The organism is Saccharothrix longispora, assembly GCF_030852425.1.
Classification (GTDB): Bacteria; Actinomycetota; Actinomycetes; order Mycobacteriales; family Pseudonocardiaceae; genus Actinosynnema; species Actinosynnema longispora.
On record NZ_NSDM01000004.1, the window covers coordinates 442,271 to 459,292 of the forward strand.

Annotated in this window: 12 protein-coding genes; 6 read left to right on the forward strand and 6 right to left on the reverse strand. The window is 75.7% G+C overall.

What is annotated here, in order from left to right:
• The first annotated feature begins 43 nt into the window (after positions 1 to 43).
• Together CKY47_RS12935 and CKY47_RS12940 are read left to right on the forward strand one after the other, a co-directional pair.
• Positions 44 to 3,205, forward strand: coding sequence for an ATP-dependent helicase (locus tag CKY47_RS12935; protein ID WP_306745976.1), 3,162 nt, complete (start codon positions 44 to 46; stop codon positions 3,203 to 3,205).
• An 82-nt stretch (positions 3,206 to 3,287) separates the two neighbouring features.
• A complete protein-coding gene (locus CKY47_RS12940; RefSeq protein WP_306746020.1) occupies positions 3,288 to 6,854 on the forward strand; it encodes an ATP-dependent helicase in 3,567 nt (1,188 codons plus the stop codon).
• On the opposite strand, the gene CKY47_RS12945 is transcribed toward CKY47_RS12940, so the two are convergent.
• Positions 6,855 to 7,391: a hypothetical protein gene (locus CKY47_RS12945; protein ID WP_306745977.1), complete on the reverse strand. Its 537-nt coding sequence runs from the start codon at positions 7,389 to 7,391 to the stop codon at positions 6,855 to 6,857. It lies immediately after the preceding gene.
• Positions 7,392 to 7,470: 79 nt separating this feature from the next.
• Positions 7,471 to 7,851, reverse strand: coding sequence for a DoxX family protein (locus CKY47_RS12950; protein ID WP_306745978.1), 381 nt, complete (start codon positions 7,849 to 7,851; stop codon positions 7,471 to 7,473).
• A 56-nt stretch (positions 7,852 to 7,907) separates the two neighbouring features.
• On the opposite strand from CKY47_RS12950, the gene CKY47_RS12955 reads away from it, so the two are divergent.
• Together CKY47_RS12955 and CKY47_RS12960 are read left to right on the forward strand one after the other, a co-directional pair.
• The gene (locus CKY47_RS12955) at positions 7,908 to 9,320 is read left to right on the forward strand and encodes a M20/M25/M40 family metallo-hydrolase (protein WP_306745979.1); all 1,413 of its coding nucleotides are present in this window, start codon (positions 7,908 to 7,910) and stop codon (positions 9,318 to 9,320) included.
• Positions 9,321 to 9,388: 68 nt separating this feature from the next.
• Positions 9,389 to 10,384: a potassium channel family protein gene (locus CKY47_RS12960; RefSeq protein ID WP_306746021.1), complete on the forward strand. Its 996-nt coding sequence runs from the start codon at positions 9,389 to 9,391 to the stop codon at positions 10,382 to 10,384.
• A 79-nt stretch (positions 10,385 to 10,463) separates the two neighbouring features.
• Here the strand turns inward: CKY47_RS12960 and CKY47_RS12965 are convergent, their stop codons facing one another.
• Both CKY47_RS12965 and CKY47_RS12970 read right to left on the reverse strand, forming a co-directional pair.
• On the reverse strand, positions 10,464 to 11,765 hold the full coding sequence (locus CKY47_RS12965; protein WP_306745980.1) for a sensor histidine kinase: 1,302 nt from the start codon (positions 11,763 to 11,765) through the stop codon (positions 10,464 to 10,466).
• Positions 11,762 to 12,439, reverse strand: coding sequence for a response regulator transcription factor (locus tag CKY47_RS12970; protein ID WP_306745981.1), 678 nt, complete (start codon positions 12,437 to 12,439; stop codon positions 11,762 to 11,764). Before CKY47_RS12970 ends, CKY47_RS12965 begins: the two co-directional genes overlap by 4 nt.
• 187 nt (positions 12,440 to 12,626) lie before the next feature.
• Between CKY47_RS12970 and CKY47_RS12975 the strand changes: the two genes are divergently transcribed.
• Positions 12,627 to 13,091 carry a hypothetical protein gene (locus CKY47_RS12975; protein ID WP_306745982.1) on the forward strand — a complete coding sequence of 155 codons (465 nt, stop codon included), beginning with the start codon at positions 12,627 to 12,629 and terminating at the stop codon, positions 13,089 to 13,091.
• Here the strand turns inward: CKY47_RS12975 and CKY47_RS12980 are convergent.
• On the reverse strand, positions 13,061 to 13,960 hold the full coding sequence (locus CKY47_RS12980; protein WP_306745983.1) for a neutral zinc metallopeptidase: 900 nt from the start codon (positions 13,958 to 13,960) through the stop codon (positions 13,061 to 13,063). The genes CKY47_RS12975 and CKY47_RS12980 overlap by 31 nt on opposite strands.
• Positions 13,961 to 13,975: 15 nt before the next feature.
• Complete coding sequence (locus CKY47_RS12985; protein ID WP_306745984.1) at positions 13,976 to 14,962, reverse strand: neutral zinc metallopeptidase; 987 nt, start codon at positions 14,960 to 14,962, stop codon at positions 13,976 to 13,978.
• A 378-nt stretch (positions 14,963 to 15,340) separates the two neighbouring features.
• Here CKY47_RS12985 and CKY47_RS12990 point away from each other — a divergent pair, with 378 nt between their 5' ends.
• Positions 15,341 to 16,969 carry a DUF2207 domain-containing protein gene (locus CKY47_RS12990; RefSeq protein WP_306745985.1) on the forward strand — a complete coding sequence of 543 codons (1,629 nt, stop codon included), beginning with the start codon at positions 15,341 to 15,343 and terminating at the stop codon, positions 16,967 to 16,969.
• The last annotated feature ends 53 nt before the right edge of the window (positions 16,970 to 17,022 follow it).

Genomic DNA, 17,022 nt, shown 5'->3' on the forward strand with positions numbered 1-17,022 from the left:
CCGCCCCTGTCGGTGCGACGTGGTTGCATCTACCGCCGTGGTGGTGAACAGGGCTCCGTTGCTGGTGCGCCCGGAACGGCAGGAGGAGCCCCGGCACGACTGGGAGCCCGCCGCGCGCCGGGTGTTCGAGCACCCCGGCGGTCCGCTGCGCGTGCTCGGCGGACCCGGCACGGGCAAGACGACGCTGATCGCGGAGGTCGTGGCCGACCGCGTGCTGCGCCGGGGCGCGCACCCCGAGCGGGTGCTGGTGCTCACCGCGAACCGCCGCGCCGCCGAGGCCATGCGCGCCCGGATCACCCGCCTGCTGACGGCGCGGGCCGTCGACGACGGCGTGCTGCCCACCACGCAGGAACCCCTGGTCCGCACGGTCCACTCGTACGCGTTCGCCGTGCTGCGCAACCAGGCCGCGCTGCTCGGCGAGGAGCCGCCGCGCCTGCTGGCCGGCCCCGAGCACGACGCCGTGGTGCGCGAGCTGCTGGAGGGCGACGTGGCGATGGGCGCGCCGAAGTGGCCCGAGCGGCTGCGCCCCGCGCTCACCCTGCCCGGCTTCGCCGCCGAGCTGCGCGACCTCATGCAGCGCGCCACCGAGCGCGGCCTCGCCCCCGAGGAGCTGACCGAGCTGGGCCGCAAGCAGTCCCGCGAGGAGTGGGTCGCGGCCGGCCTGTTCGCCACCCAGTACGAGCAGGTCAACCTGCTGACCAGCAGCGGGCAGGGGCACGCGCCGTCGTACGACGCCGCCGAGCTGGTCGACAACGCGCTGCTCGCGTTCGAGACCGAACCGGGCGTGCTCGACGGCGAACGCCGCCGCGTCCGCCACCTCCTGGTCGACGACGCCCAGCACCTCGACCCGCTCCAGCTCGCGTTCCTCGCGAGCCTCGGCTCCACCGCCGACGAGTTCATCCTGGTCGGCGACCCGGACCAGGCGATCTTCTCGTTCCGCGGCGCCGACCCGACCCTGCTGGCCGACGCGGACGCGCCCACCGCCGTGCTGCGCGAGGGCCACCGCATGGCGCCGGAGGTCCGGGCCGCCGTCGGCCGCCTGGCGCTGCGCCTGCCCGGCGCGTCGCCGACCCGCGAGGTGAGCCCCGTCGACGGCGAGGGCCACGTCCGGGTGCGGCTGTTCGCGTCCGGCGCGCAGGAGGCCGCGTGGGTGGCCGACCAGCTGCGCCGCGCCCACCTGATCGACGGGGTGCCGTGGTCGCGGATGGCCGTCGTCGCGCGGTCCGCCACCCGCGTCCTGCCCGTGCTGCAACGGGCGCTGCTCGCGGCGGGCGTGCCGGTCGCCGTCCCGCACGACGAGCTGCCGCTCGCCCAGCAGCCCGCGGTCATCCCGTTCCTGGCGCTGCTGCGCTGCGCCGCCGTCCCCGGCAGCCTCGACGAGGACACCGCCGCGATGCTGCTGTCCTCGCCGCTGGGCGGCGCGGACCCGTTGGCGCTGCGTCGGTTGCGCCGCGGCCTGCGGCGGCTGGAGCTGGCCGCCGGCGGCGACCGGTCCAGCGGCGAGCTGCTCGCCGAGGTGATCGAGACCGCCGACCGGCTCGCCGCGCTGGAGGACGCCGAGGCGCAGCCCGCGCGGCGCGTCGGCGGGTTGCTGCGCACCACGCGCAAGGCCATCGCCGACGGGCTGAGCGTCGAGCAGGTGCTGTGGGAGCTGTGGCGGGCCACCGGCCTGGAGAACCGCTGGGTGGCGCAGTCCGCCCGGCGCGGCACCACCGGCATGCAGGCAGACCGCGACCTGGACGCCGTCGTCGGCCTGTTCGAGGCCGCCGCGAAGTACGTCGACCGGCTGCCCGGCGCCGGTCCCGAGGGCTTCGCCGACTACCTGGCCGCGCAGCGGTTCGCGGGCGACACGATGGCCGCGTCCGCGCCCGTGGGCGAGGCGGTGTCCGTGCTCACCGCGCACGCCGCCGCCGGTCGCGAGTGGACGGTCGTGGCGGTGCCCGGCGTGCAGGAGGGCTCGTGGCCGGACCTGCGGCTGCGGGGTTCGCTGCTCGGCGTGGAGCGGCTGGTCGACCTCGTCGCGGGCGTGCCGTCGGAGACGGTGTCCGCGATCGCGCCGCTGCTGGCCGAGGAACGGCGGCTGCTGCTCGTCGCCGCCAGCCGCGCCGAGCGGACGCTGCTGGTCAGCGCGGTGCGCGGCGAGGACGAGCAGCCGTCGCGGTTCCTCGACGAGATCGAGGAGCTGTCCACCGACGAACCCGAGCGGCGCACCCACACCCCCGAGCGCGGCCTGGTGCTCGCCGAGCTGGTCGGCGAGCTGCGCCGGGTCGTGTGCGACGACGACGAGCCCGCCGGGCGCAGGGAGCGCGCGGCGGCGCAGCTCGCCCGCCTCGCCGCCGAGGGCGTGCCCGGCGCGCACCCCGACTCCTGGTACGGCCTGCACGACGTGACCACCGACGATCCACTGTGGACCGAGGAGCACACGGTCAGCGTGTCGCCGTCCACGGTCGAGACGCTGGCCACGTGCCCGCTGCGGTGGGTCGTCGAGCGGCACGGCGGCCAGGACCCGGCGGAGCTGGCCTCGATCACCGGCACCCTCGTGCACGCGCTCGCCCAGGCCGCCGCCACCGGCGCCGACGAGAAGGAGCTGCGGGTCCGGCTCGACGAGGCGTGGGCCGCGGTGGACGCGGGCGCGCCCTGGTTCTCCCGCCGCGAGCGGCAGCGGGTGGAGCGGATGCTCGACACGTTCCTGGCCTGGCTCGCCTCCAGCCGCGACCAGCTCACCCAGGTCGCGGTCGAGGAGGAGATCTCGGTCGAGGTGCCGAAGCAGGACGGCGGCCCGTGGCTGCGCGTGCGGGGCCGCGTCGACCGGCTGGAGACCGACCGCGAGGGTCGTCCGGTCGTGGTCGACGTCAAGACCGGCCGGAACCCGGTCACGAAGAAGGAGGCGCAGGAGCACCCCCAGCTGGCCGTCTACCAGCTCGCCTCCGCGCTCGGCGGCTTCACCCACCTCGGCCTCGGCACCGACCCGGGCGGCGCGCGGCTGCTGTACGTGGCGAAGGAGAACAAGAAGACCGGCGCCACCGAGCTGGAGCAGTCGCCGCTGGACGAGCAGGGCGTCCGGGTCTGGCTGGAGGCGGTGCAGGTCGCCGCCGGCTCGTCCGTCGGGCCCGGGTACCGGGCCGCCGAGAACGCAGACTGCGACCGCTGCCCGGCGCGCACCACGTGCCCGATCCACGCCTCCGGCCGACAGGTCAGCCAATGACCGGTTGACCTGGGAGTTCGCCCCGGCCCTGCGGGTCGCCGAAGCGTCCGCGGGCCGACAACGGAGAATGCCCGGTGTGGTGATGCCGGACGAGGTCGAGCGGGTGGGCGGGTCGGGAGCCCTCGCCAGTCCGTTCGAGGTCGCCGAGGCGCTCGGCCTGCCCAGGCCCACGCCCGAGCAGGCCGCCGTCATCGCCGCGCCCACCGCGCCCGCCCTCGTCGTGGCCGGCGCGGGCGCGGGCAAGACCGAGACGATGGCCGCCCGCGTCGTCTACCTGGTCGCCAACGGCTTCGTCACGCCCGACCGCGTCCTCGGCCTCACGTTCACCCGCAAGGCCGCCCGCCAGCTCTCCGACCGCGTCCGGGCCCGCCTGCGCCGACTGGGCGGCTCCCCGCTGCTCGACCGGCTCGACCCGGGCGGCGAGCGCCGGGCCGCCGTCCTCACCGGCGAACCGGTGATCCTCACCTACCACGCCTACGCGGGCAGGCTCGTCGGCGAGCACGGGCTGCGGCTGCCCGTGGAACCCGGCGTGCGGCTGCTCACCGAGACCGCGGCGTGGCAGCTCGCGCACCGCGTCGTCTCCACCTGGACGGAGGACATCGACACCGACAAGGTGCCCGCCACCGTCACCGGCTACCTGCTGGCGCTGGCCGGCGAGCTGGGGGAGCACCTGGTGCGCCCGGAGGCCCTGCGCGAGCACGCCGACCGGCTGTGCGCGCTGGTCGAGAACGCGCCGAGGACCAAGCGGCAGGGCGACAACCTGCCGCAGTCGCTCCAGGCCGTCGTCGACGCCCAGCGGCTGCGGGCGAACCTCCTGCCGCTGCTGGAGGCGTACCAGGCGCGCAAGCGGCGCGAGGCGGCCATGGACTTCGCCGACCAGATGTCGCTGGCCGCGCGGCTGGCCGCCGAGTACCCCGAGGTGGCGCGGGGCGAGCGCGAGCGCTACGGCGCCGTGCTGCTCGACGAGTACCAGGACACCGGCCACGCCCAGCGCGTGCTGCTGCGGTCGCTGTTCGGGCGGGGCGAGCCGATGCCCGTGACGTCGGTCGGCGACCCGGCCCAGGCGATCTACGGCTGGCGCGGCGCGTCCGCCGCCAACCTGCCGCGGTTCGTCCACGACTTCCCGCCCGCTCGCAAGTACGGCCTGCTCACCAGCTTCCGCAACCCGCCCGAGGTGCTGGCACTGGCCAACGCCGTGTCCGCGCCCCTGCGCGCCACGGGCCTGGACGTCGACGAGTTGCGCGCCCGTGACGGCGCCGGGCCGGGCGACGTCCGGGTGGCGTTGTTCGACAACGTCCGCGAGGAGCTGGACTGGGTCGCCGACACCGTCGCCGCCCAGTGGGAGCAGCACCTGGACAGCAGCGACGAGCCGCCGACCGCCGCCGTCCTGGTCCGCCGCCGCTCCGACATGGCCGCCATCGCCGCGGTCCTGCGCGACCGCGGCCTGCCCGTCGAGGTCGTCGGCCTGGGCGGGCTGCTCGACGAACCCGAGGTGCGCGACCTCACCAGCGCCCTGCGCGTCCTGGTCGACCCGCTCGCGGGCACGGCCGCCGCCCGCCTGCTCACCGGCTCGCGCTGGCGCCTCGCCGCGTACGACCTGGCCGCCCTGTGGAGCCGGGCGCGCGAACTGGCCGGGTCGCCGACCCGCCAGGCCGTCGTGGACGACCCGCTGTCCGTCCTCGCCGACGCCCTGCCCGGCGAGCACTCCGAGCAGGCCGGCCTCGCCGACGCGCTGGACGACCCGGGCGACCCCACCGCCTACTCGGCGGAGGGCTACCGCCGCATCCGCCGGCTCGGCGCGGAGCTGTCCGCCCTGCGCCGCCGCCTCGACCAGCCGCTGCCCGAGCTGGTCGCCGACGTCGAGCGCACCCTGCTGCTCGACATCGAGGCCATGGCCAGGCCCGGCGGCGTGGGTCGGGCGCACCTGGACGCGTTCGCCGACGTGGTCGACGACTTCGCCGCCGCCAGCCCGTCCGCGACGCTGCCCGCCCTGGTGGACTACCTCTACACCGCCGAGCAGGCCGAGGACGGCCTGGAGCCCGGCGAGGTGGAGGTCGCGCCGAACCGGGTGCAGGTGCTGACCATGCACTCCGCGAAGGGCCTGGAGTGGCACGTCGTCGCCGTGCCGCACGTGGTCAAGGACATCTTCCCCGGTCGCAAGAAGTCGTCGAGCTGGCTGCGGTCGGTCACCGCACTGCCCGCCGACCTGCGCGGTGACGCCGAGGACCTGCCGACGCTGCGCGTGCCGCCCGGGGCCGACCGCAAGGAGGTCGAGGAGGCCCTCGTCCGGCACGAGGAGGACTTCGACGCCCGCCGCCTGGTGGAGGAGCGCCGGCTGCTGTACGTGGCGCTCACCCGGTCCGAGCACAGCCTGCTCGTGTCCGGGCACTGGTGGGCCGAGTCGGGGGAGAAGCCCAAGGGGCCGTCGGCGTTCCTCACCGAACTGCGCGAGGCCGTGCTGGCGGCCGAGCACCCGCCCGCCGACATCGCCCACTGGGCGCCGCGACCGGGCGAGGACGACCCCAACCCGCTCGCCTCGCAGACCAAGACCGCCCAGTGGCCCGCCGACCCCCTGGGCAGGCGGCGCGCGGCCGTGGCGGAGGGGGCGGAGCTGGTGCTGGCGGCGCTGGAGCGCCACCTCGCCGGGCCCGTGCCCGCCGCCGAGCCCGAGCCCGCCGAGCCCGAGCCCGTCCCCGACGAGCCCGGACCCGTCGAACCGGTGGACCTCGAACCGCCCCCGGACTTCGACTACGAACCGCCCGAGGAGCCGGACGACGACGAGCCGCCGCTCCCCGAGCCGGACCACCCCGAGCCGGACCACCCCGAGCCGGACCACCCCGAGCCGGACCACCCCGAGCCGGACCACCCCGAGCCGGAGCCCGCCGAGCCGGAGCCCGCCGAGCCGGAGCCCGCCGAACCTGCCGAACCTGCCGAACAGGACGGACCGGCCGCGCCGGAGGAGGACCCCGACGACCCCGAGGGCTGGGCCCGCGACGTCGACGTCCTCCTCGCCGAGCGCGCCGCCGCGGCCGACCGGCGGGAGCGCGTCGTGCTGCCCGACCACCTCTCGGTCAGCCAACTCGTCGAACTCGCCGCCGACCCGGACCTGCTGGCCCGGCGCCTGCGCCGCCCCCTGCCGTTCCCGCCGAACCCGCTGGCCCGCCGCGGCACGGCGTTCCACACGTGGCTGGAGCAGCGGTTCGGCGTGCGCCGCCTGTTCGACCTGGACGAGCTGCCCGGCGCGGCCGACGAGGACGCCTCGCCCGACGCGGACCTGACCCCGCTCCAGGAGGCCTTCCTGCGCAGCGAGTGGGGCGACCGGGCGCCGCACGACGTCGAGGTGCCGTTCGAGGCGGAGATCGACGGCCTGTCGGTGCGCGGCCGCATGGACGCGGTGTTCGCCGACGAGGACGGCGGCTGGACCGTCGTGGACTGGAAGACGGGGCGGGTGCCGGACGCCGAGCGGCTGCCCGCGCTGTCCGTGCAGCTCGCGGCGTACCGGCTGGCGTGGGCGGCGCTGACGGGCACGCCCGTGGCGAAGGTGCGGGCGGCGTTCCACTACGTGCGGCACGAGCACACGCTGCGCCCCGTGGACCTGCTGGACGCGGACGGCCTGCGCGACCTGGTCCGCTCGGTCCCGACCGGCTGACTAGCCGTGCACCCGTGCCTCGGCGGGCACTTCCTTGAGCACGCGGTCGTAGAGCACTTCCAGCAGCCAGCGCCCGAACAGCGACGGCCCGAACTCGGTCGACCGGTCCTCCGGCGGCACCAGCAGCTCGGCCGTGCCCGCCTCGTCGACCGAGACGACGCCGATGCCGTAGTAGTCCAGCTCCATCAGCGGCCACGCCCGGTCGTCCTGCGGCGGCGGCAGGACCACCGAGCAGGGGGCGAGCGTCATCAGCGTGCCGCAGGACTGGAGCGCGTGGTCCACGGTGGACTCGCCCACCAGGACGCCGACCAGTTCGACGGCGGGCACCGGCAGCCGGTCGTGCGCGGCCGGCTCGAACCAGGACCGGAACCACGAGGGGTCGGGCTGCGGGGGCCAGCCGTTCGCGCTGCGCCACTCGTGCACGTCGGCGCGGACCCGCACGACCGCGGACACCTGGTGACCCAGCACGGCGACGTCGGGAACGACGATGCCGCGCCAACCCAGAGCCGTCGCGGCGTGGTGGAGGAGCGGTTGCACTCGGGCATCCTAGAACTGGTTGCGGTTTCAATGACAGACCCTCGGCCGCGCTGGGTGTCGAACCCCGCACGGAGAGTCGTCAGCGGGTTGAGCGCGCCACGCGCAAGGCCCACAGGATCAGCGGGACCTGCAACGGGAGGCGGCCGTAGGCGATGGCGCGGGCCTTGGGCGACTTCGCCCGGTAGTCGTACGCCATCTTCACGTTCGCCGGGAACACCGCGGCGAAGAACACCGCGGCCAGCTTCGCGGCCGTTCCCCGCGTGCGGGGGGCCGCGACCGCCGCGGCCAACGCGACCTCCGCCACACCGGACGCGTACGTCCAGGTCCGGGGCTTGCCCGGCAGCCGGCGCGGCACGATCGAGTCGTACTGCCGCGGCTTGGCGAAGTGCGTGGCACCGGCCGCGCCCAGCAGCCCGGCCAGCGCCAGCGCCGACCGGGAGCCGGAACGTGAGGTCTCCATGGGACCACCCTGTCATGCCGGCCACCGACCGGCGTCCCCAGGGCTATCCTCCGCCCGTGAGCGGTGATCCAGAAGAACCCGAGCATCCCGAGCGGGCGGCCGTGGCCGCACTCGCCGACGACTTCGTGGCCGGGCTGCGCGAGTGGCTCGCCATCCCCTCGATCGGGGTGGACCCGGCCCACCACGGCGACGTCCACGCCTCCGCGCGGTGGCTGGCGGAGGCCCTGCGCCGGGACGGCTGGCCCGACGTGCGGGTCTGGGACTCCGGTCCCGCCCTGCCCGCCGTCTACGCCTGCCTGCCCGCCGAGGACCCCGCGGCGCCGACCGTGCTGGTCTACGGCCACCACGACGTGCAACCGGTCGACCCGGTCGAGCAGTGGCGACACCCGCCGTTCGACCCCACCCTCGTGGGGGAGGAGCTGTTCGGGCGCGGCGCGAGCGACGACAAGGGGCAGGTCGCCATGCACCTGCTCGGCGTGCGGGCGCACCTGGCCGCGACCGGCGCCGACCGGCCCGCCGTCACGCTCAAGCTGTTCGTCGAGGGCGAGGAGGAGTCCGGCTCGCCGCACCTGACCCGGCTGCTCGACGAGCACCGCGACGACCTCGCGTGCGACCTCGTCGTGTTCACCGACACACCCCTGTACTCCCGCGACGCGCCGACCGTGTGCACCGGCCAGCGCGGCGTGTACGGCGCCGAGGTCGTCCTCACCGGCGGCGCGTCCGACGTCCACTCCGGCCGGGCGGGCGGCAGCGTGCCCAACCCGGCCACCGCCGCGGCCCGGCTCGTCGCCGCCCTGCACGACGACGACGGCCGCGTCCGGCTGCGCGACTTCTACGCCGACGTGGTCGAGCCCACCGACGCCGAGCGCGCCGACTACGCGGAACTGCCGTTCGACGAGGACGTGTGGCTGGCGAACTCCGGCGGCGCGCAGGCCCTGGCCGGCGAACCCGGCTGGTCCACCCTCGAACGCGTCTGGGTGCGCCCGACCGCCGAGGTCAACGGCATCAGCGGCGGGTACACCGGTCCCGGCCTGAAGACGATCGTGCCCGCGTCGGCCTCGGTGAAGCTGTCGTTCCGCCTGGTGCCCGACCAGCGGCCCGAGCGGGTCGCCGACGCCCTGCGCGAGTTCGTCGCCGCGCACACCCCGCCCGGCCTGCGCGCCGAGGTCGTCGCCCGGGGCGACGGCGTCCCGCCCTACGCCGTGGACGTCTCGCACCCCGCCGTGGGCGCGGTCCGCGACGCCGTGGAGATCGCGTTCGACCAGCCCGTCAGGTTCAGCCGGACGGGCGGTTCCGGGCCGGCGGCCCTGCTGCACGGGTGGCTCGGCGTGCCCGTCGTGTACCTGGGGGCGACGTTGCCGGACGACCGCATCCACGCGCCGAACGAGCGCGTCGTCGTGCCGCTGCTGCTGCGCGGCGCCGAGGCCGCCGCGCACCTGTGGCGGCTCCTCCCCGGGAGGCTGTCGTGATCAGCGGGTTCCACCCCGGCGAGTCGCTGGCCAACCTCCCCGGCCACTCGCTCGTCGGCGTCATCCGGATGCCGGACACGGTGCAGAGCCCCGTCCGGGCCATCCTGAAGCGGGTCGTCGGCGCGCTCGCGGCCCTCATGGCCGCCGTCCTCATCGTCTACTTCGACCGCGACGGCTACCGCGACGCCAACGGGGACGGCCTGTCCTTCCTCGACTGCGTCTACTACGCCACCGTCTCCCTCTCCACCACCGGCTACGGCGACATCGCGCCGGCCAGCTCGTCCGCCAGGCTCGTCAACGTCCTGGTGATCACGCCCCTGCGCGTGCTGTTCCTGATCGTCCTGGTCGGTACCACCCTCGAAGTGCTCACCGAGCGCTCCCGCCAGGCCCTGCGCATCCAGAAGTGGAGGACCAAGGTGCGTGACCACGTGGTGGTGATCGGCTACGGCACGAAGGGCCGGTCCGCGGTGAGCGCCCTCATGGGCGACGGCGTGGACCCCGGCCACATCGTCGTCGTCGACACCTCCCAGCAGGCCCTCGACGCGGCGTCCGCCATCGGCCTCGTCACCGTCCACGGCACCGGGACCAGCAACGACGTGCTGCGCGTCGCCGGCGTGCCGCGGGCCAGGGCGGTGGTCGTGGCCGCCAACCGCGACGACACCTCGGTCCTGGTCACCCTCACCGCCCGCGAGCTGGCGCCCAAGGCGCAGGTCGTCGCCTCGGTGCGGGAGCGCGAGAACGAGCACCTGCTGCGCCAGTCCGGCGCCGACTCGGTCGTGGTGTCCAGCGAGACCGCCGGTCGCCTGCTCGGCATGGCCACCGCCACCCCGTCGGTCGTCGACATGGTCGAGGACCTCCTCACCCCCGACTCGGGCCTCGCCATCGCCGAGCGCGACGTCGAGCCCGCCGAGGTGGGCGGCTCGCCCCGCCACCTGCCGGACATCGTGCTCGGCGTGGTCCGCGACGGCACCCTCTACCGGGTCGACGCGCCCGAGGCGGACGCCGTGGAGGCGGGCGACCGGCTGCTCTACGTCAAGAAGGTGACCGCGCCCAGGGAATCGTGAGCACCGGGTGCGCGTGCCGGACCGGCACGCGCACCCGGCCGCGACCCCGCCCGGTGACGCGATCCGCCCCACCGCGCCGTCACGGGGAGGCCGGCAACCGCACCTGGAAGACCGCGCCCACCCCGCCGCCCGCGGGTCCCCCCGCCACGTCCGCCGCGTGCGGGGGCAGGCAGAGCAGGTCGCCGTCGTGCGCGCGCACCAGCGCCCGCGCGATGGCCAGCCCGAGGCCGGAACCGCCGGACCGCCGGTCCCGCGCCTCGTCCAGCCGCACCAGCCGGTCGAAGACGCGTTCCCGGTCGGCGTGCGCCACGCCAGGCCCGTCGTCCACCACGGTCAGCACGACCAGACCGCCCGCCGCGGACACCCGCAGGCGCACCCACCCGTCGAGCCCGGTGGCCTGCCGGGCGTTGTCGGTGAGGTTCGCCAGCACCTGCGCCAACCGCTGCGGGTCGCCGGACACGTGCGCCGACCGGCCCTCCGCCGCGATGTCGAAGTCGGGGGCGAGCAGCCGGGTCCGCCCCACCTCGGCCTCGGCCAGGGCGAGCAGGTCGACCCGTTCCCGGTGCGGCTCCAGGCCCGCGTCGATGCGGGCCAGCGCCAGCAGGTCGTCGACCAGCCGCCCGGCCCGCCGCGACTCCCGCACCAGCAGCAGGTTCAGCCGTTCCCGCTCCTCGGCGCTGCCGGTCTGCATCAACGCCTCGGCCACCGCCTGCACCCCGGCGACGGGCGTCCGCAGCTCGTGCGCCGCGTCCGCCACGAACCGCTTCGTCCGCTCCTCCGACCCCTCCAGCGAGTCGAGCATGTCGTCGAACGCCGCCGCGGTGCGCCCGAGCTCGGTGTCCGCCCGGGTGGGGTTCAACCGGTAGCCCCGGTGGCCGCGCGCGATCGACCTGGCCAACGTCGTCATCGCGTCCAGCGGCGCCAGCGCCCGCCGCACCACGAGCGCCATCGCCACCGCCGTCACCGCCAGGGCGCCGAACCCGACCAGCAGCAGCAACCGCCGCAACCGCGCCTGCGCCGCCGTGATCACCGACGACCCGGCGTACAGGGTGATCCGGGAGCCGTCCGCCAGCTGCCGCTCGACGGAGTTCGCCACCTCCTCGTGGGGCGCCTGCCCGAACACCTCCCCGTCCGGCATCACCAGCCGGACCTCCACGCCCCGGCCCTCCAGCCGGTCCGCCAGGTCGCTCCCGCGCACCCGCTGCTTCACCAGCTGCTGGGCGACCCGCGACTTCTCCAGCAGCGCGGTCTCCACGTCCCGCTGCGACTGGGCCGCGAACAGCGCGTCCACCACCAGCACGACCCCGACCAGGACCACCGCGAGCAGGCCGATCGCGGACAGCGTCACCCGGCGGCGCAGCGAGGCGGTCCGCAGGCTCACGTCCCGTCCACCCGGAGCACGTACCCGAGCCCGCGCACCGTGTGCAGGAGCCGGGGCCCGTGCTCCTCCAGCTTCCGCCGCAGCGCGCTCACGTGCACCTCGACCAGGTTGGGGTCGTAGTCCTCGTACCCCCACACCGCGGTGAGGATCTGCGTCTTGCCCACCACCCGCCCGCGCTGGGCGGCCAGGTAGCGCAGCAGCCGCAGCTCGGTGGCGGTCAGCTCGACCGGCGTGCCCCCGCGCAGCACGACCGCCGAGTCCGCGTCGACCACGAGGTCGCCGACCTGCGCCGTCGACGGCGTCCGCCCCAACCGCCGCAGCACCGCGCTGACCCGCGCCACCAGCTCGGCCAGCACGAACGGCTTCACCACGTAGTCGTCCGCGCCCCGGTCCAGCCCGCGCAGCCGATCACCCACCCCGTCCCGCGCGGTCAGCATCACGACCCCGGCCCCGCTGGTCCGCCGGACGACCTCCAGCAGCGCGAAGCCGTCCCGACCGGGCAGCATCACGTCGAGCACCACCAGGTCGGGCCGGAACCGGGCCAGTTCCGCCTCCAGGTCCCGCCCGTCCGGCCGGACCCGCACCAGGTAGCCCGCGTCCCGCAGGGCGGAGCCCACCGCGGCCCCGATCGCCTCGGCGTCCTCGATCACCAGCACCCTGGCAGCAGTCGACACCGCACCATTCTGCGTCCGGCCGCCCTCGCGGCGGCGCGGTCCCGCGGTCGCCCCGCCCCGGGAGGGGGAAATGGTGTCGAACACCTGTTCGACAGTGGTCGATAAACACGATCGAGTGAAGTGCGGCGGCCCGGCGGACGCGTCGACCCTCACGACGACGCGCCGGCCCGTCTGCGACCATCCACCCGTGGCCGTTCCGCGAAGCCCCGCGAAGTGGGCGCTGGTCCTGCTGGTCGTGGGCCTGGTGGGTGTCGCGGCGGCGGGCGCGCTGTGGTGGCCGGGCACCGCCGTGCGGGCGGAACGCGTCGAGGCGACGGTCACCGCCCCCGCGTCCTGCGGCGGCGCCGACGCCTACGACCGCGTCGAGTTCACGATCGGCGACGAGAAGCGCACGGCCAGGCTCGACGGCTGCGGCCACTCGCCGGACGAGAAGGTGGAGGTGGTCCTCCCGGTGGACCGGGACGGTGGCCGGGCGGGCGACCTCCTGGTCCAGGCCGCCGCCAGCACCCCCGTCGGCCTGCCCTTCGAGGACCGCCTCGCGGCGATGCTGCTGTGCCTGAGCGGCCTCGCGGGCGGGCTGTACGGCTACCTGCTGACCGGGCGTTCCCGGTCCGCGCCGGCTCAGCCGACGGCGGTCGCCGGGGCCGCGTAGGTGTTGCACGACGCCGTCGTGCCCGAGGCGAACCCGTTCGACGCCCACTCGGCCTGGTTGTCGGGGTTGCCGTGGGCGTTCTTCTCCGGCGCCTCCTCGACCGCGTACCCGAAGTCCTCCGCGGCCTCCGCCGCCAACCCCTGCCCGATCGACGCGGACGCCGCGCCCAGGAACAACCCGGCGAAGCAGTTCGCCTGGAGCTCGATCCGCCGCGACATCTCCAGCCCGGCGGGTGTCCCCTCACCCGCGTCGACGATCCTGCCGTCCGCGGCGCGCAGCATCCCGCTCAACGCCTGCACGTGGTGCCCGTACTCGTGCGCCAACGTCGCCAGGTGCGAGCCGGCCCGCTCACCGCCGCCGTTGTCGCGCAACCGCTTCGTCGGCATGTAGATCGTCCTGTTGCGACCGCAGTAGTACGCCACGGCCTCGCTCTGCGCCGGCGCGGCGCCGCACGGCCCCTCCGCCAGGTCGGGCGAGGTGTCCAGGGCGGGCGGGTCGAACGGCAGGTTCGCCTGCTCCAGCACGGGCCGCCACGCCTCGTCGAGGCACGCGGCGCCCGCCTCGTAGTACGCGGACAGCTGGGCGTCCGACAGGCCGAACCCCGGCAGCGGGCAGGTCACGGGGGGCAGCGCCACCGGCGTGACCAGCAGCGGGTGGTCGGCCAACCGGTGGACGGCGCGCGGCCGGGGAGCCTCCGCCGCCGTGCTCGCCGCCGCGGGCCCACCGGGGGCGGCCACCGCGCGGCCGGTCACCCGCCGCGACGACTCCACCTGCGTCACCAGGCCCAGGCCCAGCACGGACAACACGATCACCGAGAACACGCCGATGAGCACGATCGGGTTGTTCCTGGGCTCCTGGGAAGGGTGCACGGTCCTCCAGTCGGGTCAGCTCACCTCGGCTGCGCTGGCGACCCAAGTGTTGCACGCGCTCGTCTCGTTGTTCCTGAAGCCGTGGTTCACCCAGGCCGCGTTCCGCTCGGGCGCGCCGTGGTCCCGGGTGGGGTAGATCGGGTAGTCGCCGCGGTTGCCCGCGTCGGTCAGCGCCACCTGGATGACGTCACCGGGCACCGCGCCGTGCGACAGGGGCGCCAGCGTCATCCCGCCGAAGCAGGTCGCCTGGAGTTCCTTGCGCCGGTTCAGGTCGAGGCCCTCGGGGGTGTCCCAGCCGCCCTTCTCGTACTGGGCCTGGCTGGAGGCGCGCAGGATGCCCGACAGCCACTGGACGTGGTGGCCGTACTCGTGCGCGAGCTGCCCGAGGTACTTGCCGGGGTGGTTGGGGTTCGCCGACCCCTGCTCGTTCGCGTAGTGGGCGGGCGTCCAGTAGATCGTGCCGTCGCAGTAGAGGGCGGTGCGGTCGGGCCCCATGGACCCGCACGTCGTGGTGATCTGCGAGGTCACCATGACCAGCTCGGCCGGCTGGTAGGGCAGGTTGGCCTTGGCGAACGAGGGCTTCCACATCGCCTCGATGCACGGCAGCGCGGCGCGCAGGAACTGGTCCTGCCCCGGCGCCGAGTAGTCCATGCCGGGCAGCGCGCAGCCGTCGATGGCGAACGCGCCGAGGCCCTCGGCGTGGATCGGGTTGTCGCCGAGCGCGATCACGGCCTTCGGGCCGGCCTGGGACGTGCTGGTCGACGTCGTCCGCGGGCTGCCCGCCCTGCTGCTGGTCGCCGTCTCCCCGGCCGTCGTGGTGGTCGCCTCGGGCGAGTAGGTGTAGCTGGAGTACCCCGAGTAGCCGGAGTCGCCGGCCTGGTTCGAGTCGCGCGTCGCGGCGACCACGCCGATCGTGGCGATGGCCAGCACCACGATCCCGATCATCACCAGGGCCACCGCGGGCCCCTTGTCCTTGCGGCGCGGCGCCGGCGGGTAGGGCATCGGGGGCGGGCCCCACCCCGGCGGCCCGGCGGGGGGCGGACCCCAGGGCGCCGGCGGCGGCTGCGGCGCGGAGGCGGGTGGGGGCGGCGGCACGGCGGCCTGACCGGGCCACGGTTGCTGCTGCTGCCAGGGCGGCGGGGAGGGCTGCGGGATTCGAGGGGCTTGAGGGGCCTGCGGCGGCGGCTGCTGGGCCGGCCACTGACGCGTCACCGGGGGCTGTCGGGGGTTCAGCGGCGCGGCTGCCGGAGGCGGCCCGACCGGCCGTGGCGGCGGCCAGCCACCCGGCGGTGGTGGTTGCGTCATCGCTGGTGGTCCCCCATGTCGCGGATGTCCGAACTCGCCATGGAGCTTAGGCGAACTCCGCTATCCTCCGCGGCCGTGTTGAAAAACTGGGGAGCGGCCGCGATCTGCGCGATCGCGCTGTGCACGGGCACCGGTGTCGCGGTCGCGCAGCCGAGCAGCCCGGCCGGTCTGCCCGGGACGGTCAACGCCGACGTGCGCCTCAAGCTGGAGCGCGACGGCCGGCTGACCGTGACCGAGGTGGTCACCGTCCCCGAGGGCCGCACCGCGACCAGGCGGGTGCCCCTCCGCATCGCCGTCGGGGACGACCGCGAACGCGTGTACGAGGTCGTCGGCGCTTCCGTCGAGGGCGAGGGCACGGCCCAAGCATCGGCCGAGGGGCTGACGATCGCACTCCGGGCGGGCACCTCGACCGTCGCGTACGAGGTGGTCGGCGCGGTCGCGAAGATCGGCGACACCCTGGAGCTGCGCTGGCAGCCGGCCGGCGGCTGGGACGTGGCGCTCGACTCGGTGAGGGTTTCCGTGATCACGCCGGACGTGCCGCGCTCGGTGAACTGCCTGGCCGGCGAACCGGGCACGTCGACGCCCTGCACGACCGCCGACCTGGGCGACGGGCGCGGCGCGCGCGCGACCGAGATCGGCCTGGCCGCCGGCGAGCGGGTCGACGTGGCGGTCGGCCTCCAGGACGGCGCGGCGCCGCCCAACGCGCGGGTGGCGGAGACGTCGCGGTGGGCGTCGGCCTTCGCCCTGACCCCGGTGACCGGTGCGGGCCTGGCCGGCCTGGTCCTGCTGCTGCTGGGCGGCGTGGCGCTCCTCTGGCGCCTGCGGGGGCGCGACGCGCGGGCGATGGCGGCCGATGTCGGACCGGTGGACGTGCTGGTCGCGGACGGCGCGGGGCGGGTGGCGTTCGCCTCGCCCGACGGCGTGCTGCCCGGCCAGGTCGGCACGGTGGTCGACGAGCACGTGGACGTGGTCGACGTGACCGCGACGATCGTGGACCTCGCCGTGCGCAACTACCTGTGGATCGAGGAGGTCGGCGGGCTGGACTGGCGGTTCGTCCGGCGCAACCCGGCCGACCCGTCGCTGTCCGGCTACGAGCGGGCGGTGTACGCGGCGCTGCTGCCCGACGGGGTGGACGGCGTGCTGCTGTCGGAGCTGCGCGGCAGGCGGATCGACCTGTCCCGCGTGCGCGACGAGCTGTACGCCGACGTGGTGGCGAGGAACTGGTTCGCGCGACGGCCGGACGCCGAGCGCAGCCTGTGGTGGTGGGCCGGGATCGGCGTGGCCGTGCTCGGCGCGGTGCTGACGGCGGTGCTGGTGCTGGTGGGCGCGGCGGCGCTGTTCGGGCTGGTGGTCGTGGTGGCGGGGGTGGCGCTGGCGCTCGGCGCGCGGTTCATGCCCGCGCGGACCGGGCGGGGCAGCGCCCTGCTGGAGCACGTGCGCGGGCTGCGCGGGTACCTGCGCACCGCGAACCCCGAGGACATCCCGGAGCGCGACCGGGAGATGGTGTTCTCGCGGTCCCTGCCGTACGCGGTGGTGCTGGGCGAGGTGGAGCGGTGGCTGGCGGCGTTCTCCGGGGCGCGGCCGGGGCTGTACTGGTTCGGCGAGGCGGAGCAGGGCCGGTTCGCCGACCGGTTCCCGGCGTTCCTGGGCGCGGTGGACGGGGTCCTGGCGCAGGCGGGGCACCTCCGCTCGCTGAAGGGCTGACCGTCACCCGGACGTGTCCCCACGCCCGTCGGCCGGACCCGCCCGGCCGCCCG

What these genes read in the sequence shown, in the direction of transcription:
- CKY47_RS12940 (WP_306746020.1), top strand. Translation starts at nt 3,288, where the DNA reads ATGCCGGACGAGGTCGAGCGGGTGGGCGGGTCGGGAGCCCTCGCCAGT.
- CKY47_RS12950 (WP_306745978.1), bottom strand. Translation starts at nt 7,851, where the DNA reads ATGGAGACCTCACGTTCCGGCTCCCGGTCGGCGCTGGCGCTGGCCGGG.
- CKY47_RS12960 (WP_306746021.1), top strand. Translation starts at nt 9,389, where the DNA reads ATGCCGGACACGGTGCAGAGCCCCGTCCGGGCCATCCTGAAGCGGGTC.
- CKY47_RS12985 (WP_306745984.1), bottom strand. Translation starts at nt 14,962, where the DNA reads ATGCCCTACCCGCCGGCGCCGCGCCGCAAGGACAAGGGGCCCGCGGTG.